This is a genomic window from Tolypothrix sp. PCC 7712, assembly GCF_025860405.1.
GTDB lineage: Bacteria > Cyanobacteriota > Cyanobacteriia > Cyanobacteriales > Nostocaceae > Aulosira > Aulosira diplosiphon.
In genome coordinates this window covers 120,352-143,499 of sequence record NZ_CP063785.1, presented here as the reverse complement: position 1 = coordinate 143,499, position 23,148 = coordinate 120,352, and the positions used below count along the sequence as shown (strand labels likewise).

Below are 23,148 nucleotides of genomic sequence, written 5' to 3'. Positions count from 1 at the left end.
TCTGCAAAGCTTTTATGAAATTCTAAATTAGCTATGGGTAAGTTTCATGGTAGAACAAAATCCCAGATTTCTGATAATACTGGATTCAAAAAGCGGCATAATTTCAGACGATATATCAGCAATAGGCTATCTATAAATACCAACAAGCAAATACCAAACACTAGAGACAGGCTGTTTGTAACTTGGTGCATATTAATGTTATCTGGGTTAGGTTTGGCTATTAATTTGTATCAATTGCAAATTGTGCAGGGAGAAAAACTGACCAAAAAAGCTAGAGAACAGCAAATGGTAACGTTGCGACCTTTTACACCTCGGCGAATGGTTGTAGATCGCAATAATGATCTCTTAGCTTTTGACCGGATTGTGTATACTTTATATGCCCATCCTCAATTGTTTCAAAAATCGCCAGAGGAAATAGCACAACGCCTAGCTATCATACTTAATAAAAATGCTGATGAATTAGTCAAAATATTTCAACGTCAAAAAACTGGGATTTTGCTGGACTCTGCTGTCCCAGAAGAAATTGCTACTCAGATATTTGCATTACATCTGAATGGCTTGGAACTAACTCAGAAATACTTGCGATTTTATCCAGAAGCAGATTTAACTGCAGATGTGGTGGGTTACATCAATACAGAACGTCAGGGTCAAGCTGGTGTAGAGTACAGCCAAGAAAATTTACTAGCGCGTTCTGCACAAACTCTCAAACTCAGGCGAGAAGGAAACGGCGCATTACTCCCAGATGGTACGCCAACAGGATTTCTCAGTGTTGATGACTTGCGACTACAACTAACTATTGATAGCCGTATCCAAAGAATAGCGCGGGCTGCACTCAAACAGCAAATAGAAAAGTTTAGGGCAAAACGTGGTGCTGTAATTGTGATGGATGCATGGGATGGTTCGTTGCTAGCTTTAGTCTCTGTACCTAGCTATAACCCCAATGAATATTCCAAAGCTGATATTTCCCTATTTAAAAATTGGACAATAGCAGATCTATATGAACCAGGATCGACTTTCAAGCCTTTAAATGTGGCGATCGCATTGGAGACTGGTGTCATTAAACCAGATGATGTATTTGACGATCCTGGTTTTATTAGGGTGGCCGATCGCACCATCAAAAATGCGGAGCAAAACAGCGATCGCATGATTAACATTGCTCAAATTCTACAACACTCCAGCAATGTTGGTATGGTGAAAATTATGCAGCGATTGCCAACTTCCATCTATTACCAATGGCTGCAGCGCTTAGGAATAGGACAATCTATCAAGACAGATTTGCCATTTGTAGTTAGTAGTCAATTAAAAAGCCAAGAAAAATTTATGGCTTCACCCATTGAGAAGGCGACAGCTTCTTTTGGACAAGGCTTTTCTCTGACAGCACTACAGTTAGTGCAATTGCACGGTGCTTTAGCTAACGGAGGGAAATTAGTTACACCTCACGTAGTTCAAGGACTGATTGATAGTCAAGGACAGATGCATTATTCACCAACTCTCCCCACAGCACGCCCAATTTTCTCCAGTATGACAACTCAACAGGTAATTAAAATGATGGAAACTGTAGTTGACCAAGGAACTGGAAAAGCATCAAAGATTGCTGGTTATCGCATAGCTGGTAAAACTGGTACGGCACAAAAATTTAGTTCTACTGGTGGTTATCAAAGAGGCGCTTATATCACCAGTTTCTTGGGGATATTACCAGCACAATCACCCCATTATGTAGTTTTAGCATTGGTAGACGAACCAAAAGGCGCAAATGCTTATGGTGGTACTGTTGCTGCACCAATTGTACAATCTGTAATCAAAGCATTAATTCCAATTAAGCAGATTCCGCCTAGCCACCTATTCCATTAGATATATGACATGAGGAATATTGCAAGAGCGATCGCTCTTATTTATCTTAAGACTTAGGGTGCTAAATTCTTCTTAAGCGTTACTACCATAGCAGTAGGTAAATGAGATTTATCAGAAATTAATTTACCAATTCAACTATTTATAAGTCAATTTGGCATTTTCTCCGATTTTATTTCAATTAATTTTACAAATTAAAAGGTATAATTGCCGTGTCTTCATCTAAAATTATTGATACGCAACAATCAAAAATTCAGACTTTACCTAGGTTTGAATTTTGGCAAGGAGTTGGTCAAGTAACTGGTGGGACACTGCTATCCATCATTATGTTATCAACTTCTGTAATATCTGGCGGTTTAGTTGGTTTAGCTATTAGTTTTCGAGATTTGCCAGATGTGAGACAATTACGCAACTTTTTCCCATCAGAAACAACTTATATCTATGATATAAAAGGCAAGCTTTTAGCCAGGATACATGGTGAAGCTAATCGACAAGTAGTGTCTTTAGATGCAATTTCTCCCAATTTAAAACGAGCCGTATTAGCTAGCGAAGATAGTAATTTCTTTGGGCATCACGGTATTAATCCTGTGGGGATTGGACGTGCTGCGATCGCAAACTGGTTAGCTGGGGGTGTGCGAGAAGGTGGTTCGACAATCACCATGCAGTTAGTGAAAAATCTGTTTTTATCTCAAAAGCGTGCTATTACCCGAAAAATTGCCGAAGCAGTATTAGCAATTAGGTTAGAGCAAGTTATTACTAAAGACCAAATTTTAGAGATGTACCTCAACCAAGTTTATTGGGGGCACAATAATTATGGTGTGCAAACAGCCGCACGTACTTACTTTAATAAATCAGCTGCAAATTTGACTCTAGCTGAATCTGCAATGATGGCAGGTTTAATTCCCGCCCCAGAAGAATATAGCCCGTTTGTGAATATGAAATTGGCTCAACAAAAACAGAAAGAAGTACTGGGGCGAATGTTGGAATTAAATTGGATTAGTCAGCAAGAATATAATGATGCCCTCAACCAAAAAATCAAACTTGGTAAAATCAAATCTTTTCAAGGTAGTGCTTTGCCTTACGTTACCAATACTGTGGCTCAAGAACTAATTAAAAAATTTGGGCGTGAAGCATTACTCAAAGCCGGAATGCGGGTACAAACCACAGTAGATACAGACTTTCAACTGATGGCAGAAGACACTATTAAGAAATGGCATCGAACCCTTGAGAGTGAAGGGATATATAAAAATCAAATGGCTTTAGTCGCTATCGATCCGCGCACACATTTTGTCAAAGCACTAGTGGGTGGTATTGATGCCAAAACTAGCGAATTCAACCGCGCCACACAAGCACAGCGTCAGCCTGGATCTTCTTTTAAGCCGTTTGTTTACTATACGGCTTTTGCCAGTGGTAAATTTACACCCAATTCCACGATACTAGATACCCCAGTTAGTTATCGCGATGGTAGCGGTTGGTATTATCCACGCAACTATGATAATAGCTTTATGGGAGCAATATCGATTCGTACTGCTCTGTCCCTGTCCCGTAATATTCCCGCAATCAAGCTTGGTAAAGCTGTAGGGATGGATAAAGTCATTGAAACTTGCCGTACCTTAGGCATTATGAGTCCAATGGTGCCGGTAAGTTCTTTACCACTAGGGGCAATTGGTGTCACACCACTGGAAATGGCTAGTGCTTATGCAACTTTTGCTAATTATGGCTGGCAATCACCAGCGACGATTATTGCTCGTGTGACTGATAGTAGTGGCAATGTGTTGCTCGATAATACTCCAAAACCGCAACTAGTTCTTGACCCTTGGGCATCAGCTGCCACTTTAGATGTGATGCAATCGGTAGTAAATGAAGGAACTGGTAGAGGTGCTGCTATCGGTCGTCCAGTCGCCGGCAAAACTGGTACAACTTCTTCAGAAAAGGATATTTGGTTTATTGGCACTGTACCACAGTTAACGACTGCTATTTGGGTAGGGAGGGACGACAACCGACAATTAGCTCATAGTGCAACGGGTGGTGGGACAGTGGCCCCTGTCTGGCGTGATTTTATGCAGAAGGCACTTAAGAATGTACCAGTAGAAAGATTCCAGCCACCTTCTAAGTTTCCTCGGCCTAAATCCAATTGAAAATATTAAGGTGAGATGAGGTATCATTAACAATTCAAAATTCAAAATTCAAAATTCAAAATTAAAGACATTTTCAGTCGTGGATTTAAACCCCCACTAATAATATGCTACCTGTAAACGAATGGGTCTTAAACCTGTGAATGTACGATAATAAATATTTAAGAAATGCGGATTTTGGTAGTTGAAGATGATGTGCAGCTAGCAGAAATGCTAGTGGAAGCCCTGACTGACCGTCAATATGTAGTAGATATAGCCCAAGACGGTGAAGAAGCATGGGATTTTATCAAGGGGTTGGAATATGACTTAGTGGTACTAGACATAACTTTACCTAAATTAGACGGTGTCAGTTTTTGTCAACGCTTGCGATCGCGTAACCGCAGTCTACCAGTCCTGATGTTAACAGCACGCGATACCCTGGCTGATAAAGTTACTGGCTTAGATGCCGGAGCAGATGACTATATGGTAAAGCCTTTTGAAATGCCAGAACTCATGGCGCGCATTCGTGCATTGTTACGCCGCAATCAAAGCGCTACTTCTTTCGGTGGCTTGAGTTGGGGCGATTTGCATTTAAATTCCAGCACTTATGAAGTCACCTATGCTGAACATCCTCTACATCTGACACCCAAAGAATTTGCCCTTTTAGAACTCTTGGTTTCTAGCGGTCGGCGGGTACTCAGCCGCACTGGAATCATTGAACGCATCTGGTCACTGAACGATCCACCCAGCGAAGAAACTGTGAAATCTCACATTAAGAGTCTCAGAAATAAACTCCGAGAAATAGGTGCTCCTGATGATTTTATTGAAACAGTTCATGGATTAGGCTATCGCTTAAAGCAGCTTTAGCAAATACCCGATTTCTCACCGATATTTACCCGTTAACTTCACTATTAATTGTTAAAGTTCTACAAAGAATAACTCCTCTGGAACACCACATTTTCTCCAAACATCTTAATTATTTCGTTTGGAGATTTAATTATTCATCAATCAGGCTAGTACAACACGGCAAAAGTAAAAAGTGAGCCAGTGCGGTGGACGGGTTCCCAAGGCACTCCGTTGGGCGGCTTTGCCGACTTGAAGGAAGTGCCGTCGGCATAAAGCAACTGGCGAACTCCAAAGGAGTCAAAAGTCAAAAGAAAGAATGATGATTTTGTAAGCTTTTCGCTTGTTTTCAATGGGTGGCTTATTTCAGCCGTATTGTACTAGATTATTCAGGAATGGGAGCATCCCAGTGCAGTTTGGTTAATGGGAAAAAAGGAAAGGTTTGAGTTCACCCTTTTCTTTTATCCTTTTCCTAAACCACAAGGAACCTCAAAAGTTATGCTCACAAGCATAATGGGAGCATCCCAGTTTGATACCTGAAAAGTTTCAGGGTGCATCTAGATAAATAAAGCCCACCTATCCTTGACGTTACTGAAGGGTAAGTGGGCTTTATTTTTAAACCTATCGTTGATGGTTGACTGTTGATGGTTGACTGTTGATGGTTGACGGTTGACGGTTGACTGTCACTAAATATTTAACCAGCCAAAATCTCAAATTTAAAGTTCCCAAATGGTATGAAATAGTCATACTAGAGCTATTAAATTTGATGAATCACCGATTTTTACCCGATTAATACCCGATATTTGAACTTCTAAGAAGTAACATCTCAAAAGACCCAGATTTTGCAATATTGTTTCCGGTTTGAGTAAATTACTATGTCTCAATTCTCAGTAAATATTGCCAACATCCTGCTCACTAGTGAGCAATACTTAAAGCTCAGAATTTATGCAGAAACTAATCATATATCAGTTCATGAGGCAATGCGATTACTCGTTGATTCTCTACCAGAACCCTCTAAAAACAGCAAAAAAATCGATAAATTTCATCCTTTTGTATTATCTAGAAAGTTGCTGCAAACTTTTTTTAATGCTCAGTAATTTAACTCCTAACACCAGTAGTTAATTAAAAATCTTTTGTAGGTAGAAATTTGACCATGAATAATCTTGTTCCTTTGAATTTAGTCGGGTCTGTGGAAAATTCTCAGCCAGAAACACATTCTCAACCCACTTATGCATTAATTTCAGTTCATGGAGATCCCACGGCTGAAATTGGAAAAGAAGGAGCCGGTGGCCAAAATATCTACGTGCGGGAATTGGGATTAGCATTAGCAAAAAAAGGATGTCAGGTGGATATTTTTACCCGACGCGAACATCTCAACCAAGAAGAAATTGTGGAGCTAGCGCCAGGGTGTCGCACCATTCGTCTAAGTGCAGGGCCAGCAAACTTTATTCCTAGAACCGAGTTATTTGAGTATTTACCAGAATTTGTGACATCTTGGCTGGATTTTCAACAGCGAACAGGGCGGAACTATGCACTAATTCATACGAATTATTGGCTTTCTGGTTGGGTAGGATTACAACTCAAATCTCAACTGGGATTACCCCAAGTTCATACCTATCATTCCATTGGCGCAGTTAAATACCGTGATGAGCAAAATCCGCCGCCAATTGCTCAGATTCGCCATTGTGTAGAAAAAGCAATTTTAGAGCAAACAGATTGTGTAATTTCTACCAGTCCCCAAGAAGTTGACGACCTGCGTCAATTCATTTCCCAAAAAGGAAGGATTAAAGTCATTCCTTGCGGCATTAATACTGAACATTTTAGTTCTGTCAGCCAAAATATTGCTCGTCAAGAATTGGGAATTAGTCCAGATGCTCGAGTAATTTTGTATGTAGGACGCTTTGACCGTCGCAAGGGAATTGAAACTTTAGTTAGGGCTTGCGCTGCTTTACCTTATTCCTTTCAACTTTATTTGGTCGGTGGTAGTCGTGAAGATGGTGCAGACTTTCAAGAACAACAACGTATTCAAGCCTTAGTCAAGAAGCTTGGTTTAGAAGCAGTTACAGTATTTACAGGACGGATTTTACAAGCACAGTTACCTGCTTATTATGCCGCTGCCAATGTTTGTGTTGTTCCCAGTTATTATGAACCTTTTGGTTTAGTGGCAATTGAAGCCATGGCAGCAGGAACACCTGTAATTGCTAGTAACGTCGGAGGATTACAGCATACAGTTGTGCATGGTAAAACTGGGCTGTTAGTTCCTCCTGGCAATCATCATGATTTAACCAGAGCTATTAGTAATTTATTAGACAACCCTAGTCTGACACAGTTTTATAGCAATGCTGCACATCATTGGGTTCAGTCTCGTTTTAGTACGCAAGCAGTTGCCAACCACATCTACGAACTCTATCAATTATTAACCCTTTCTACCTGCGTTCAAGAAATCATTAAAACTCATAATTTAACTCCGAATGTAGAAAGGCAAATTCAAACTTTGTTAAAGTCAAAAGCCTTAAAACCTAGTGACATCAAAGCTCTAGAAAAATTAGTTGACTCCTTTTCTAATGGTACTGTGCAGTGGGTCAATAATTAAGCCCAAATTGGCAATTTTTTAATTCAATTTAAGTTGGGTATTGTGAATGTAAAATTTAACGTTATGCCGAGAAGAGGCAGATATAGAGATGGAAATTGAGGATAGGAAACATATAACCAAAGATGGAAATACAGTAATTATATTGCAACCTAAGGTTCGGCTAGATATTAGCACATCTTGGCAGCTAAAGATGAAATTACAAGAGTGTATTTCTCAAATCAGTTGCTATGTAATAGTCAATCTCGCTCAAGTAACTTTCATTGATAGTGCTGGTTTATCTTCTTTAGTGGCTGGAAAGCGGATTGTTCAACAATTTAAAGGTAGATTCTGCATTTGTAGTCTGCTGCCTACAGCCAAATTAATTTTTGAAGTCACCATGATGGATACAATGTTGGAAATTTTTGACACTGAAGAAGAAGCTTTAAAAAAATTCTTGCCAGCTTATTTATAACTGACAACTTTGATATTCATAAGGATTTGTTATGCTGGAACTAATTAATGATATTTTGCAAAGTGAAGAAAGCATTGATTTTCGTCAATTTTTACATCAATTACGCCAGCAAAATCAACAATATCTCCTAAGAAATGATATTCTGACCGCTTTTAGTGATTACTGTAAAAGCCAGGAAAAGTCAGAATTTTTTTGTAGTACTTCTCAATTGGGAAAACTCATCTACTTCACCCAAGAAATTATCCTTGACAATGGCAATTATTGCTTAGTAGTGAGACCAAAGATTGCAAATCAACAGGTATTTCACATTACGGAAGACCTGCAAGTTGAACCAATGACCGTAGAAGAATTGTTAGACTTGCGCGATCGCTTTGTCAATCGCTTTCACCCTCACCAAGGTAATCTCTTAGAACTGGATTTTCATCCATTGTATGATTATTCACCGACAATTCGCGATCCCAAAAACATTGGTAAAGGTGTACAGTTTCTCAACCGCTACTTATCCAGCAAACTTCAGGAGTCGCAACAGTTGCAAGAAAGGCTGTTTCAATTCCTAAGTCTGCATAACTATAACGGTACACAACTGCTAATTAACCCCCGGATTCAAAATCAGCAGCAACTATCACAACAGGTCAAATTAGCACTGGGTTTTGTTAACCAATATCCTGCTACGACTCCCTACAGCCAATTGTGTTTTGAACTGCAAGAGATGGGATTTGAGCCGGGATGGGGTAACACCGCAGGTCGCATTCAAGAAAGCTTAGAACTTTTAGATGGATTAATTGATTCACCTGACCACCAGGCTTTAGAAAACTTGTTGTCTCGCATACCAATGATGTTTCGCATCGTTTTGGTATCAGTTCACGGCTGGTTTGGACAGGAAGGAGTTTTGGGAAGACCTGACACAGGTGGACAAGTAGTTTATGTTTTAGACCAAGCTAGAAGTTTAGAACAACAACTCCAAGAAGATATAACTTTGGCAGGATTGGATTTGATTCATGTCCAGCCAAAAGTTATCATTCTTTCTCGATTGATTTCCAATTGTGATGGTACTCGCTGCAATCAGCGTTTAGAGAAAGTTTATGGCACTACAAATGTCTGGATTTTGCGAGTTCCTTTCCGGGAATTTAATCCTAATGTGACACAAAATTGGATTTCTCGGTTTGAAATTTGGCCCTACTTAGAAACTTATGCAATTGATGCCGAAAAAGAAGTCTTAGCTGAATTTCACGGGAAACCAGATTTAATTGTTGGTAACTATTCTGATGGGAATTTAGTTGCTTTTTTACTGGCGCGTCGTTTAAAAGTTACCCAGTGTAATATTGCCCATGCTTTAGAAAAATCTAAATATCTATTTAGTAATCTCTACTGGCAAGACTTAGAAGATAAGTATCATTTTTCACTCCAGTTTACTGCTGACTTAATTGCCATGAATGCGGCTAATTTTATTATTAGCAGTACCTATCAAGAAATTGTCGGTACGCCAGATAGTGTAGGGCAGTACGAATCTTATAAGAGTTTTACTATGCCTGAATTATATCATGTTGTAGATGGCATAGAGTTATTCAGTCCTAAGTTTAATTTAGTGCCGCCTGGGGTGAACGAAAGTTATTTCTTTCCTTATACAGATACAGATAGACGATTTCACTCAGAACGCGATCGCTTGGAGAATTTGCTATTTAATCTCGAAGATTCCAATCTGGTATATGGCAAATTAGATGACCCCAACAAGCGACCTATATTTTCAATGGCGCGTTTAGATAGAATTAAAAACCTCACAGGTTTAGCAGAGTGTTTTGGCAAAAGTGAGGAATTACAACAACACTGTAACTTGATTTTGGTAGCGGGTAAATTACGAGTTGAAGACAGCAGCGATTACGAAGAAGCTACGGAAATTGAAAAACTCTACAGAATCATTGACCAATACAATCTCCACGGAAAAATTCGCTGGTTAGGTGTTCGCTTATCTAAAAATGATTCGGGAGAAATTTATCGCTTGATTGCTGATCATCAAGGAGTTTTTGTCCAACCTGCTTTATTTGAAGCTTTTGGTCTTACAGTTTTAGAAGCAATGATTAGCGGTTTACCTACTTTTGCTACTCAGTTTGGTGGCCCATTAGAAATTATTCAAAACGGGGTAAATGGATTTTATATCAACCCTACTCGTCTAGAAGAAATGGCACAAGTAATTCTGGAGTTTGTTCATAAATGCGACAAAAATACAGAATATTGGTTGAAAGTTTCTCAACAATCAATTAAGAGGGTTTTGACAAATTACACTTGGAAAATTCACACTACACGCTTACTTTCCCTTGCCAGAATTTATGGTTTTTGGAATTATACTTCCCAAGAAAATCGTGAAGATATGCTCCGCTACTTAGAAATACTATTTTATTTAGTATTCAAGCCAAGAGCACAACAACTATTAGCGCAGCATATGCAACGCTAAGATTAATTGATGAATACAGGGGTGAAAAGATTTTAAATTTGGGAGTGACGAATATAATTCAAAATTTCCAAGTCTTGATGTAGCAATATCCCTGTATTTTATCAAGATATTCATATTCTTTTATTATTACCAACACTTTGTAATTTTCAGGAATTAAAGATGAAACTACTTTTAGTGATTGATTTAGATAATACTCTGGTTGAGAAAGATAAAGGTAATAATGTTTTAACCCAGCGATTAGCAGACTTCCGCAAGTATATTTATTTAGTATATATTACAGATCACAGTGAAACTGCTATTCGTAAATTTATAGCACAAGCAAATATATTAAAACCAGATTACTTAATTGCTAGTCTAGGTAGTGAGATTTATCAACAGGGTTTGATTTTAGATCGGGATTGGGCTAATTATATCGCCAAAGGCTGGAATAGAGATACAATTTGGGCAATTGCCAGTCAATTTTCGGGATTGCAACTTCGCTGCAAAAGTGAACAAACCCGCTGGAAAATTAGTTTTAAATTAGATACAGATGCTTCACTTCATGTAATTAATGATTTACAAGATTTATTAAACTTTTCAGGACTATCGGCTCAGGTTATTTTCAGCAATGGGTGCGATGTTGATATAGTACCCAAAAATTGTAATAAGGGTAAAGCTACTGCATATCTGCAAAAACTACTGCAAGTAGAACCGGAGGTAACAATTATCTCTGGAGGTTCAGGAAATGACATTAGCCTATTTCAATTGCTATCGCCAGGAATTATCGTTAGTAATGCTCAGACCGAACTGCTCCAATGGCACTTTAAAACTCATTACCCTTGGCACTATTTAACTGATTCTCCTAATACTGCTGGTATTATTGAAGGGCTAGTTTATTTTAATATTTTGCCATTTCCTAATAGCTGGCGATCGCTACCCATTTCTAATTAACTCTGATGATAGTCATAAATCAGCGATCGCTGATATTACAAATCTTACTGATTCAATAGGGTGCATCTTCAAAAGCCTCTGCTAAGTAGCAGTTTTACTCGTTACCCTGTTATCTTTTAAAAAACTCCCTTTCCCAACTTGGACAAGGTTTCATAAACATCAGCAGACCAAAACTGGCTGATTAAGAAATCAGGCGTTGCACTGATGTGGGATAAATTAGCAGATGAAACCATTAATTATTAGTTCCAATCTCTACATAATTATCCTATGAGGTAGCAACGCCAGAAACTAAGGTGAGTTTGCCTTCTATATGAAGATAGTGATTTTGTAAGTATAAGTCTAACAATCTGTTGTGAAAATAACGAGCAAAATTTGGGCAGAAATCGGGTATTTATTTACAAAGCAGGTATTTGCTGGAATAAATTATATAGCGTTCCCGGCTCAAAACTGGCAAAATATTCAAAATGTGATGTCTACAACGGACTATAGTCAAGCTATTTTCAAAAATTATGAGAGTCTTCATATTTAATCTAAATTATGGAAATACAGCAGATAAACATGAATACATATATAGATAAAATTTGCATGAAATATTGATAATTCACTAGTAATAAATACTCCTTATTCCTAATGGTAGACGCATTTGCATCTTTGCATTTATAAGGTAAGGCTAAAGGCAATTATGCCTGTAACTAAATAAATACGGAGGTAAAAATCTTGGCTATACAACAACTGACCTTGAATCAAGTTAACCAAGAAATGCAGCAGTGCATTCAAAACTGCTTGGATTGTCATAGTATTTGCTTGAATACTGTAACTTACTGCTTACAAAAGGGTGGTAATCATGCGGAACAAGCTCATATTCGCTTACTGCTTGATTGCGCTGAAATTTGTGAAACTAGTGCTAATTTTATGTTGCGGACTTCCCAGTTACACGCTCATACCTGTGGGGTGTGTGCAGAAGTATGTCAGCGCTGCGCGGAAAATTGCGTAGACGCACAGCGGCTTGCCGACAGGCATCGCATGGGTAATGATGCTCAAATGAAAGCTTGCGCTGATATGTGCCGTCGCTGTGCTGAATCTTGTCGGCAAATGTCAATGGCCACTGCATAAGTAATTGTAAATGCTCGCTGGCTCTGTAATCCGAGAGTTAGCGAGTACAAACCACTATGCATAAATCTACGCTAGATTCGGCTGTGTCTGGTACGCGGCTACAAGACTTGTGGCTTATAGTCTAGATAGTCAAAGCCCGCACGCCTTCACTCCGCTACATTTGTAGCAATCATTCTCCCACTCGCTATTAGATTACCGACTTTTTCAAAAAGTCGGTAATCTGGATAGCAACATTTGCTTGAGTCATTAATAAATGTAATATTATGTTAGCTTGTGAAGCGCTAAAAGCAACACCTACAAGTATTTCAGACAATCTTGCATATGTTACACCTGCCCAGAAATACTTATAGGAGTAAGTTTAATAAACCTATAAGACTTAAGAAGAATCAGGGATGAATCAGATACAGAACTGGCTCCAAAATACTAACGATAAGCAATTGGTAGTAAAACAACATAAAACGAAGCCATCTGCAAAATCTTGCTCTTGCGATCGCACTACCTTTCCAGAGGGCTTGGGGCGAATATTAACAACCATCAATCTGCAACCAAAGCTCATATTATGCAGTTTTATCTTCTTCAGCAACGCCCCAGCTTATAGTCAAATCAATCCCGATAATACTTTAGGTGCAGAAAGTTCTCGTATCACACCCAATGTTGTAATTAATGGTGCAAACGCCGACAAAATTGACGGTGGCGCTGTACGTGGAAGCAATCTGTTTCACAGTTTTAGCGAGTTTAATATTAATGATGGGCAAAGAGTATATTTTGGCAACCCTGCTGGTGTGCAAAATATTCTCACGCGGGTGACGGGTGGACAAGCTTCAAATATTCTCGGCACATTGGGAGTAGATGGTAATGCCAATTTATTTTTAATTAATCCTAATGGTATTTTATTTGGGCAAAATGCGCGCTTAGATATACGTAGTTCATTTGTGGGAACTACCGCCAATGCTGTGCAATTTGGTAATCAAGGAATTTTTAGTGCTACAAATCCCCAAGCTGCACCTTTGTTAACGATTAATCCCAGTGCATTGCTGTTTCATCAAATTAATTCCCAACCAATTACCAATCAATCCCAAGCCGCAGCAGGTATCAGTCCTGCGGGTGAAAATGTCACAGGGTTAAGAGTCGCAGATAATCAGAATCTATTGCTGATTGGCGGAAATATTAATCTTGATGGTGGGGGACTGCGGGCTTATGGCGGCAATATTGAATTAGCAGCTATAAATGCACCCGCAACAGTGGGATTGAATATTGCCAACAATTTGCCCAGTGTCACAATTGGTGATGATGTCGAACGGGGAGATATTTCTCTGAGTAATGGTACAGAAGTTAATGTTAGAGGTGCAGATGGCGGAGGAATAAAAATTTATGGACGCAATGTCAACTTAACAGGGGAAAGTAAACTCCGCGCGGGGATAGAAACGGGTTTAGGTACAGCAAATAGTCAAGGCGGAGATATTCTAATTAATGCCACAGGTACAACAACTTTAACTGATAGCAGCTTGATTGCTAATGTGATCCAACAAAGAGCTTTTGGCAAATCAGGTGATGTTAATATCTCCACAGGTTCATTGAACTTAGATAAAGATGCGTTAATTAATGTCAGCACTATTGGGCAAGGTGATGCAGGCAATATATTTATCCAAGCAGCTGATACCGTTTCTCTAAACAGTAATACAGGTATTTTCAGCAGCGTAACCTATGGTGCTATCGGTAATGGTGGTAGCGTTAATATCAAAGCAAATTCATTAAATCTCAGCGATAATGCGAAGATAGAAACGAATGTCTTAGCAGCTTATCAAGAATTTCCCGTTGGGCAGGGAAACGGAGGCGATATCAATATTAATGTTGGTTCGCTTTCCTTAAATCAGGGTATTATCAACGCTAGTACCTCTGGACAAGGTAATGCTGGTAATATTTTAATCCAAGCACAGACCGCTGTTTCACTAACAAATAATTCTGGTATTTATAGTTATGTAGACGAAGGTGGTCTAGGTAACGGTGGTAGCATCAAAATTCAAGCTGGTTCCTTGTCACTCATCGAAGACTCAGAAATTGACACCAGAACTTTTGGAAAAGGTAATGGTGGTAATATTGCTGTCAACGCCCGTGAAGGAATTTCTTTAGACGGATTTGGTAACGATAGCAATCTATTTACCCGAATAATTAGTGCTGTTGGTAATTCAGCTGTTGGTAATGCTGGAGATATCGAGCTAACAACTAATAATCTTTCACTTACTAACAGTGCTTATGTCAGTAGTAGCACCTTAGGACAAGGAGACGCAGGGAATATCATCATTAATGCCCGTGATACTATCAGCTTTGATACAGATGCTGATGCCTATAGTTTGATAGGTGCTAAAGCAGTGGGTAATGGCGGAGATATCCAAGTCAAAACCGGAACGCTGCTGTTAACTAATGGCAGTCAAATATCCACTAATGTATTAGGGCAAGGTAATGCAGGCAATATTAATGTCGAGGCTAGCGATACTATTCAGCTTGATGGTTTTATAACTCGTGAATTTAATGGTGATGTAGGTGATGTTACAAGTGGATTAACCAGCAGTTTACTCATTGGAGGTGTGGGTAAAGCTGGAGATATTCAAGTAAAAACTCAATCGCTGTTCGTTACTAATGGTGCTAGTTTAACTACTAGTACAAGTGGCAAGGGAGATGCAGGTAACATCACCATTAACGCCAGCGATCGCGTTACCTTTGCAGGTTTTAGCGGTAAGAGTCTATATAATAGTCAAGCATCCAGCACAGGAGATGAGCGGAGTATTGGTAACGGTGGTGACATTAGTATTAGCACAGGTACACTGTTGTTCCAAAATGGCGGTAGCTTGCAGGCGTTTAATAATGGGCAAGGTAATGGTGGGAATATTTTTGTTGATGCGGCAAATACCATTACTTTTGACGGTATAGGTAAAAGCGGTTTACCAAGTAATGCCTCTACTTATGCATATAACGGTGATGCTGGTAGTATTCAAGCAAAAACTGGCGCGCTATTTTTAACCAATGGCGGATATATGTCTGCTGTGGGATTTGGGCTAGGAAAAGCAGGTGACATTAAAATTGATGCCCGCAACAGTGTGAAAGTTGATGGTGTTATCCGTGATGTAGGTTTATATAATGGTAGCGTTGTTGATGCTGAAAGTAGCTTGTCAACCAGTTTACTCAGGGGTGAAGGTAAAGGCGGAGACATTGAAATTACAACTGGATCGCTGACAGTTAGTAATCGTGGAATTCTATCTAGCAGTACTAGTGGTAAGGGGAATGCAGGTAACATTACTATCAACGCCCGCGATACAGTAACTTTTGATCATGTAGGCAATGCTGGTAGTGTAGCTTTAGATAATGCGATCGGGAACGGTGGCAATATTCGCATCAATACCGGAATATTATTTTTAACTAATGGTGGTACAGTCAATACGTTTAGTGCTGGACAGGGTAACGCTGGTAGTATCTTTATTGATACCCGCGATCGCGTTTTTGTAGATGGAGTTGGTAATCAACGGCTTGTTAGTGGCGCATATTCCTTTGCCACTAACAGCGGTAACGGTGGAGAAATCCAAGTAAATACAGGAACGCTGTCATTAAGCAATGGTGGGAATTTTTCAACTTTTGCCCAGAGAAATGCAGGAAATATCACTATCAATGCCCGTGATGCTGTGATTTTTGATGGTGTAACTAACAATAACAGTCCCAGTGGTGTCTTGAGTTATCTAATTAACGGAGGTGAGGGAAAGGGTGGTGACATCCAGATAACAACCAACTCCTTCACAGCACGTAATGGCGGACAACTCATATCCAGCACCTTTGGTAAAGGTGATGCGGGTAACATTACCATTAATGCCCGTGATACTGTCACCTTTGATGGTGTTAGTAGTAATGGCATTCCCAGTAGTGCATTTACTACAGTTGAAAATCAAGCTGAAGGTAAAGGAGGAGAAATTTACATAACAACTAACTCCTTTAGCGCCAGTCAAGGCGGAAGCATCAGTGCAAGTACTTTCGGTAAGGGTGATGCGGGTAACATTACCATTAATGCTCTTGATACTGTTAGCTTTGATGGTGTTAGTAGTAATGGCATTCCCAGTGGTGCGTTTACTACAGTCGAAAATCAAGGTGAAGGTAAGGGCGGCGATATTAACCTGATAACTGGTTCGCTTTCTGTACGTGGGGGGCTAATTAGTAGCACTAGCCTAGCTAAAGGCGATGCTGGCAATATTACAATTAACGCCCGCGATACCATAACTCTTGATGGTGCGGGTCGTGGTAATATTATCAACCTTGACAGTGTAGAGAATCCCAGTACTTTTAGCGGGGTTTTTAGTTCTGTCACGAATCGGGGTACAGGTAAAGCTGGAAATACGAAAATCAATGCGGCTGAACTTCGCATTTCTAATCAAGCAGGTATTGCAGCAGCAACTTTTGCTGGTGATGGCGGCAATATAAGTCTTGATATCGGTGATTTGTTATTGCTACGTAATGGCGGTTTTATCTCCACTACCGCAGGTACTGCCCAAGCTGGTGGTAATGGCGGTAATATTGCGATTAATTCACCGTTCTTTGTAGCTGTAACTAACGAAAACAGCGATGTTACGGCTAATGCTTTCACTGGTAAAGGCGGTAACGTTAATATCAATGTGCAAAATATTTTTGGCATTGAAGCACGCCCTAAACTGACAAATCAAAGTGATATCACTGCTAGTTCTCAATTAGGAATACAGGGACAAATCACCATCACCCAACCACAAATCCAACCGCCACAAAAACTGCTGGAACTCCCTACAGGAATAATTGACGCTAGTACTCAATTTGCTCAAACTTGCCCTAGAGACTACAATGCAAAACCCTTGGGTAGCTTTGTCGTGACTGGACGCGGTAGTTTACCACCCAATGTTTTAGAACCGCTGGCTTTGACAACTAGCCTCAGTCCCTTAGCTAGTTTGGATGGGGAAAGTGTCAACAAAGTATCGAATGCATCTTCACAAGTAAATGTGTCGGAAAGTCAGCCAATTATTGAGGCGCAAGGTTTGGTGATCACTGCTGACGGTAAGATGATGCTGGTTGCCGAAGCGCCAACAGCAACACCTGCGGCTACTAGTAGTTCTGCGATGTGTCCCGGATCTGAGTAGTCAATTTTATCATTCTTGATTTCTTTGTTTGCTGTGCGATCGCAGACACTAAAAATGTTCTGCAAATTATTGTGACTACTGCATAAGTTATACCAATTCTCCAAAGTATCGCTACACATAGGCAGCACGGGGGCAGGGAGCAAGTCAACTCGATAATAAATAGTGCTAGCCAGCCGAATGCTAATATAAACATCGGCAATTCTAGCTAATCTTTAAGTTGTTGTAAAACTTCGTTGCGCTCTTTTTTTAGGGCTTGTTGATTGGAAAAATTTAGGTGCCTCATGAGGTATTCATAATAGGGAAAAACTACTTATTTCTTATTAGTAGGTAATTCTAAGACACTAACATCAACTAATGGTGTAATATTAAAGCCTTGGTTTAATAAATGAGTTTGAATTGCTTGGGTAAGGAGAGAACGAATTTCCTCAGATGACTGACTAACTCCAGGTTGACGTTGAACATAAACAACAGATAACAGCGTATTTTGTCCAGAAATGTTGGCACGGGTGAAGCGAACATTTGATTCGACTAATTTTGCTAAACCAACTTGCTCCACCGCTTTTTGGACTTCAGCATTTGCACGTTGGGCGCGACTAGAGCGTTCTAAATTGGGAGAATTGGAAAATTGCCAAGTTAATAGACCTACAAGCGCTATGACTGTAATTACTAAAGCAAAGCGAAATACTCTTTTGTTACCACGCTGATAGCGAGTTGCTTGAGCAGATAGTCCGAAGATGCGGAATAAAAGGGAAGCTGATAAATTGATGCCGCATAGTTGCAGTAAGAGCAAGAATAGCCCAGCAGTTACCATCTCCCAGCGACCAATTGCACTAGCCATACCCACAATTCCCGCAGGTGGAGCTAAGGAAGCAGCTACTAACATTCCTGTTGCTGCACCTGATACTAAACTACTACGCTCAGATTGCATGAGGTTGAGCGCGCCTGCTGCACCAGCCGCTAGGGGTAACAGTACTGCTACAGCTGAAAGCTGACTACGTTCAATCATCAAGCTGGTAGCGATTTGCTGGCGCAGAACTAGACTCAGTAACCAGGCGATCCCAATCGTGACTGCTAATGCGGCAAAATAACGTAATAGACTCCGCCAGAGCAATTGGCGATCGCCTCGTGCGGTAGCGATCGCAGTATTCATTGCTGGCCCGGCGAATGGTGCAATCAGCATTGCTGCTACCAGTAAATAAGTAGTATTGGTATACAAACCAATCCAGACTACTACCCCTGCCAATGCTGCATAACCAAGAAAACCTCGCCAAGAACCAACACTTTGCAAACTAGAGAGAAAAACTTCAATCGGGCTACGTTCTTGTACATCTTTTACTTGCTGTGCTGCTTCTTCTGGCGGCGGTTTTAAAGCCAAAACTCCTGTAGGGATTAGGGTGATGTGTACTTTCGGTAAATCTTGCAACTCCTCTATAAACTGCCCAACCTGGTGATTAGACAAATTAACCATCACCAGCTCGATTACTTCGTCACTGCTTTTTGCCTCAATTTGTGCCAGGTTTGTACCATTATGAGACTTTGCAATATTGAGAACTTGTTTGCCGCAGCCGTGTGGTACTTGGATAAGGATCTGACGCATAGCACCCTTTTATTATTAACCATCTCGCATTGCAGACAACCGCGCTCTCTCACTAAGGGAGTATTTTGTTATCTTTTATATCTTCCAGGGTAAGAGCAATAGAAACTCCGATCAATACTAAGCTGTTGAATGACCCAGAAAAGTTGGGTGCGCTATCGCTTGGATCAACCACAAGATGTTGCTTCTTTAGTGGCGTTTCTGGCTTCTGATGATGCTGACTACATTACAGGTAGTACTTTCTTTGTGGATGGTGGACTACTTTGGAACTATCAAGAACAGTAGGCAGAAAAACTATGTCAGATTCATCCTTATCCTTGGTACTTCTCGTCAAGGTCGCCAGAGTGAACAAGTTGCTAAATTTATCGTTGAGCAGGTTGCAGCACGCGATCGTTTAGAAACCGAACTGATCGATACTAGAAATATAGCGCTCGCTAATGATGATGCAGGTGAACTACTGTCCAATGATTGGAAGACTTGAGTTCTCGTTTGAGAAGTCGGTCAAAAATTATGGATTCATGCTCAACACATCTTTTTAAAATTCATAATCCTACATATTGACCACGCAATCATCAGGGTTTTAGCCTTAGGGTAAAATACCTACACCAGTCAGGGCTCACCTACCCCGTCCCTAACTATTGATAAAAGATAAACAGGAACAGGAAATGTTAGAAAATATTCGACGAATTCAGAATCCCATTACCAGAAGTGTTACGACTGCAAGTATTGCATTTTCAGTAGTTACCATAGTTTCTGGTGTGGCTATTGGATTAATTAATCCAAAAGATAAATCTGCTGCTCAATTTGGCGTTTATTCCTCACTATTAGGAACAGGTTGTGGTGCTATCTTTGGCTTAGTCTTAACAAGCAAAGCCAGTCAGGATATATCAGTATCTGCAAAGTTAAAATCCAATAGCAAGAATTGGAAAGATTGGCGAAATTTTGTGGTTGTTCGCAAGGTAAAAGAAAGCGAAGAAATTACCTCATTCTACTTGCAACCAGAGGACAAAGGCGAAATTTACAACTTTCAAGCAGGTCAATTTTTAACTATCAAACTGGATATCCCCGGACAAGACAAACCTGTAATTCGTACTTATTCTCTTTCTGATTATCCTGAACCTTGTACATATTATCGTCTTTCGATTAAACGTGAACCTGCCCCAAAGGGATTAAATTTACCGCCTGGTATAGCGTCTAATTTTATGCATGATCACATTCACGAAGGTTCGATAATTTCGGCGAAACCACCAAATGGTAAGTTTGTTTTAGATATGCAAAAATCCATTCTTGCGGTGCTGATTAGCAATGGTGTCGGGATTACTCCGATGATGAGTATGGCAAAAGCCGTAACTCGTTTGCACCCTAACCGCCCAATTTGGTTTATACATGGTTCTAGAGATGGCAAATTCCATGCTTTTTATGATGAAGTAACAGAGTTAGCCCAACAAAATTCTCATCTAAATGTGCATTTTCGCTACAGCCGTCCTACAACTGAAGATGAGGGACATTACCACAGTGTTGGTTATGTTGATGCTACTTTAATTAAAGAGTTAGTACAACAAGAAGCTGAGTATTTCCTATGTGGTTCTCCATCTTTTATGATGTCAATTATGGCAGGATTGAAGGAATTTGGAGTACCTGATAGTAGAGTCTTCTTTGAGTCTTTTGGTAAACCGATGAAAGTTGCATCCGACAGTCAACCCCCTACTATAACTACAGGTGAGGGAGTGCAACAAGCCGAGATTGTTTTCGCAAAATCTGGTCAAACCCTAAATTGGCAGCGAGGAGATGGCAGTATTTTGGAATTTGCCGAAGCGAATGATATTAATCCTCCCTTTAGTTGTCGGGCGGGTATTTGTGGGACTTGTATGTGTAAAATCAGTTCTGGTGAGGTTGCTTATCAGGAGGAACCAACGGCTACAATTGATCGGGGTTCGGTGTTGATTTGTATTTCTCAACCGGGAAGTTCTAGGGTGGTCTTGGATATTTAGCTTCCGTTTAAAGTTGCACTTTAAACACCTTTAACCAAATCTTGATCAACCCTCAGTTGCCAACCAAGCACGTAAAACTTCTGCAACAGTCCACGCCTGGGCAATACATCCCCGTGGAGTCATCGGCGCATCACCATCAAAAATTTCGCTGAGACTACCAAGACCATGTGCGGTGAGATGATTAGCTATTGGTTGGAGAAATTGACGTGCCTGCTGAGGATTTTTATAGACGCGCAGGTGTGCAAGGACAAACGGCCCTAATAACCAACCCCAAACAGTACCTTGGTGATAAGCACCATCACGTTGATACTGATTTCCTCCATATTTACCTTGATATTTGGAATGGTCTGGGTTGAGGGAACGCAAGCCATGTGAGGTTAGTAGTATCTGCCCACAAATGTCTACTACTCCTCTTTGTTGGGCTGGAGTGAGGGGAGTTTCGGGCAAGGAAACAGCAAAAATTTGGTTCGGACGCAGAGATGGGTCATTTCCATCGGGACTATCTAGCACATCGTAGCAGTAACCTGTATCCTGATTCCAAAAGCGAGAAAATCTGACTTGGATACGGTCTGCGATCGCCTCATATTCTTGGTGTGGTTTACTCAGATAGCGGGCAAAGTTTGTCATTGTCCGCAAAGCATTATACCAAAGGGCATTGACTTCAATTGGTTTACCAATTCGAGGCGTTACTACCCAATCTCCCACTTTTGCATCCATCCAAGTGAGTTGCACACCCTTCTGCCCTGCATAAAGTAAACCATCAGTTGAATCGAGATGAATGTTGTAGCGTGTGCCGCGACAGTGCCAATTGATGATATCCGCCAGCACGGGAAACAGTTCCATCAGCAAATCATCATCCTCAGTCACATTGTAGTAAGCTCGAATGGCTTCAAAATACCAGAGAGTTGCATCAACTGTATTGTATTCTGGTATTTCACCTGCATCTGGGAAACGATTGGGTAACATACCCTGGTCTACATACCTAGCAAACGTGCGAAGAATGTAGCGTGCTATTTCTGGGCGATTAGTGGCAAGAGTCAAACCAGGTAGGCTAATCATTGTATCGCGTCCCCAGTCACCAAACCAGTGATAACCAGCAATGATAGTCTTACCATTAAGATTTTCTGGTATGGAGCGATCAACGATAAACTGGTCAGCAGCCAAAACTAAACGATTAACCCAAGCAGGAGAATCAGGATTATTGAGAGAACTGGATGATTTCCATAGTCCAATTAACTTTTGTTCAAGAGCTTGACGATGTTCGAGTGCTGCTTCAGCATTTAAGTCTAATTGCTTCTGAGTACTGGCAACAAATGTGATTGCTTCCCCAGGATTGAGTGTAACTTCAAAGGTAGCAGCGTGGAGGTGGTCTTCTTTGTCGCTCAATCCGCGATCACGTTCAACTGCTAAGTCAAAGCCATAATACCAATTGTGAACAGGTGATGCACTGCCACAGTCACTCAACAGATACAGTGGTACGGCACCGGGATAAGCAGTTACACAAATTCCCTGTTCTATCTGCTCAACAGACATCTGCCAGCCGTTGCTTTGGGTATCGCCGTGATAATCGCGGTAGTTGACTATTGCTTTAAGCGCCAACTTTAGAGGTTTGGTAGCACGACGCAAAGTATACTGGACATAAGTTGTGTTAACTCCTTGCTGCATCCATACCCGTTTTTCTAACAAGGCATCAGCAATAGCAAAACGCCATACGGGAATTGTACCTTCTAAAGAAAAACGTTCTATGTGTTGATAACCGTGAGGACTGACGATACCATCTACCCAACGGTTAGTGTTGAGGGAATAAGAGCAAGTATCATACAGAACAGTTTCATCTAGTTTTACCAGCATTAAGGTGCGACCCAGCGGAGGTTGTAAGGCTGCTACTAATAAGCCGTGATAGCGGCGGGTTAATAAACCTGCCACCGTTCCAGAAGCGTAACCACCAATACCATTAGTAACTAACCATTCCCGTGACTCTGCGGTGTCGAGATTACCGCAGATTTCCCGTCCAAATTCAATACCCATAAGTCAACAATCTTACTGGCGATCAATATTTGGATTATGGATTATGAATC

15 protein-coding genes and 1 pseudogene are annotated in these 23,148 nt (G+C 40.5%); 13 read left to right on the top strand and 3 right to left on the bottom strand.

Going from position 1 to position 23,148, the window contains the following annotated elements; genetic code table 11:
* The first annotated feature begins 33 nt into the window (after positions 1–33).
* The 3 genes from HGR01_RS00575 to HGR01_RS00565 all read left to right on the top strand — a co-directional run bounded on the left by HGR01_RS00575 (position 34) and on the right by HGR01_RS00565 (position 4,829).
* A complete protein-coding gene (locus HGR01_RS00575; RefSeq protein ID WP_052335039.1) occupies positions 34–1,851 on the top strand; it encodes a peptidoglycan D,D-transpeptidase FtsI family protein in 1,818 nt (605 codons plus the stop codon).
* 209 nt (positions 1,852–2,060) lie between these two features.
* On the top strand, positions 2,061–3,986 hold the full coding sequence (locus tag HGR01_RS00570; RefSeq protein ID WP_045867818.1) for a transglycosylase domain-containing protein: 1,926 nt from the start codon (positions 2,061–2,063) through the stop codon (positions 3,984–3,986).
* A 165-nt stretch (positions 3,987–4,151) separates the two neighbouring features.
* Positions 4,152–4,829 (top strand): response regulator transcription factor, encoded by a 678-nt coding sequence (locus HGR01_RS00565; protein ID WP_045867817.1) that lies wholly within the window; start codon positions 4,152–4,154, stop codon positions 4,827–4,829.
* A gap of 597 nt (positions 4,830–5,426) precedes the next feature.
* Here the strand turns inward: HGR01_RS00565 and HGR01_RS00560 are convergent.
* On the bottom strand, positions 5,427–5,552 hold the full coding sequence (locus tag HGR01_RS00560) for a hypothetical protein (protein WP_255325136.1): 126 nt from the start codon (positions 5,550–5,552) through the stop codon (positions 5,427–5,429).
* Between the two features lie 128 nt (positions 5,553–5,680).
* On the opposite strand from HGR01_RS00560, the gene HGR01_RS00555 reads away from it, so the two are divergent.
* The 7 genes from HGR01_RS00555 to HGR01_RS00525 all read left to right on the top strand — a co-directional run bounded on the left by HGR01_RS00555 (position 5,681) and on the right by HGR01_RS00525 (position 17,485).
* Entirely contained in the window at positions 5,681–5,902 is a 222-nt protein-coding gene (locus HGR01_RS00555; protein WP_045867816.1) for a hypothetical protein, read from the top strand.
* 56 nt (positions 5,903–5,958) lie between these two features.
* The gene (locus HGR01_RS00550; RefSeq protein ID WP_045867815.1) at positions 5,959–7,398 is read left to right on the top strand and encodes a glycosyltransferase; all 1,440 of its coding nucleotides are present in this window, start codon (positions 5,959–5,961) and stop codon (positions 7,396–7,398) included.
* A gap of 88 nt (positions 7,399–7,486) precedes the next feature.
* Positions 7,487–7,849 (top strand): STAS domain-containing protein, encoded by a 363-nt coding sequence (locus tag HGR01_RS00545; protein ID WP_045867814.1) that lies wholly within the window; start codon positions 7,487–7,489, stop codon positions 7,847–7,849.
* Between the two features lie 31 nt (positions 7,850–7,880).
* Positions 7,881–10,298 carry a sucrose synthase gene (locus HGR01_RS00540; protein ID WP_045867813.1) on the top strand — a complete coding sequence of 806 codons (2,418 nt, stop codon included), beginning with the start codon at positions 7,881–7,883 and terminating at the stop codon, positions 10,296–10,298.
* A 159-nt stretch (positions 10,299–10,457) separates the two neighbouring features.
* Positions 10,458–11,228 (top strand): sucrose-phosphate phosphatase, encoded by a 771-nt coding sequence (locus HGR01_RS00535; RefSeq protein WP_045867812.1) that lies wholly within the window; start codon positions 10,458–10,460, stop codon positions 11,226–11,228.
* Positions 11,229–11,945: 717 nt separating this feature from the next.
* Positions 11,946–12,341, top strand: coding sequence for a four-helix bundle copper-binding protein (locus tag HGR01_RS00530; protein WP_045867811.1), 396 nt, complete (start codon positions 11,946–11,948; stop codon positions 12,339–12,341).
* A 392-nt stretch (positions 12,342–12,733) separates the two neighbouring features.
* Positions 12,734–17,485, top strand: coding sequence for a beta strand repeat-containing protein (locus HGR01_RS00525; protein ID WP_045867810.1), 4,752 nt, complete (start codon positions 12,734–12,736; stop codon positions 17,483–17,485).
* 310 nt (positions 17,486–17,795) lie between these two features.
* Here HGR01_RS00525 and HGR01_RS00520 read toward each other — a convergent pair whose 3' ends face one another.
* Positions 17,796–19,082 (bottom strand): DUF389 domain-containing protein, encoded by a 1,287-nt coding sequence (locus tag HGR01_RS00520; protein WP_045867809.1) that lies wholly within the window; start codon positions 19,080–19,082, stop codon positions 17,796–17,798.
* 95 nt (positions 19,083–19,177) lie between these two features.
* On the opposite strand from HGR01_RS00520, the pseudogene HGR01_RS41880 reads away from it, so the two are divergent.
* The 3 genes and pseudogenes from HGR01_RS41880 to HGR01_RS00505 all read left to right on the top strand — a co-directional run.
* Positions 19,178–19,364, top strand: a pseudogene (locus HGR01_RS41880) (SDR family oxidoreductase); the annotation flags it as partial.
* Positions 19,330–19,560, top strand: a complete 231-nt coding sequence (locus tag HGR01_RS00510) for a hypothetical protein (RefSeq protein WP_045867808.1) — start codon at positions 19,330–19,332, stop codon at positions 19,558–19,560. The pseudogene HGR01_RS41880 and the gene HGR01_RS00510, both read left to right, overlap by 35 nt.
* Before the next feature lie 184 nt (positions 19,561–19,744).
* A complete protein-coding gene (locus HGR01_RS00505; RefSeq protein WP_045867807.1) occupies positions 19,745–21,070 on the top strand; it encodes a 2Fe-2S iron-sulfur cluster-binding protein in 1,326 nt (441 codons plus the stop codon).
* Between the two features lie 45 nt (positions 21,071–21,115).
* Here the strand turns inward: HGR01_RS00505 and HGR01_RS00500 are convergent, their stop codons facing one another.
* Positions 21,116–23,098 (bottom strand): amylo-alpha-1,6-glucosidase, encoded by a 1,983-nt coding sequence (locus HGR01_RS00500; RefSeq protein ID WP_045867806.1) that lies wholly within the window; start codon positions 23,096–23,098, stop codon positions 21,116–21,118.
* Positions 23,099–23,148 lie beyond the last annotated feature (50 nt).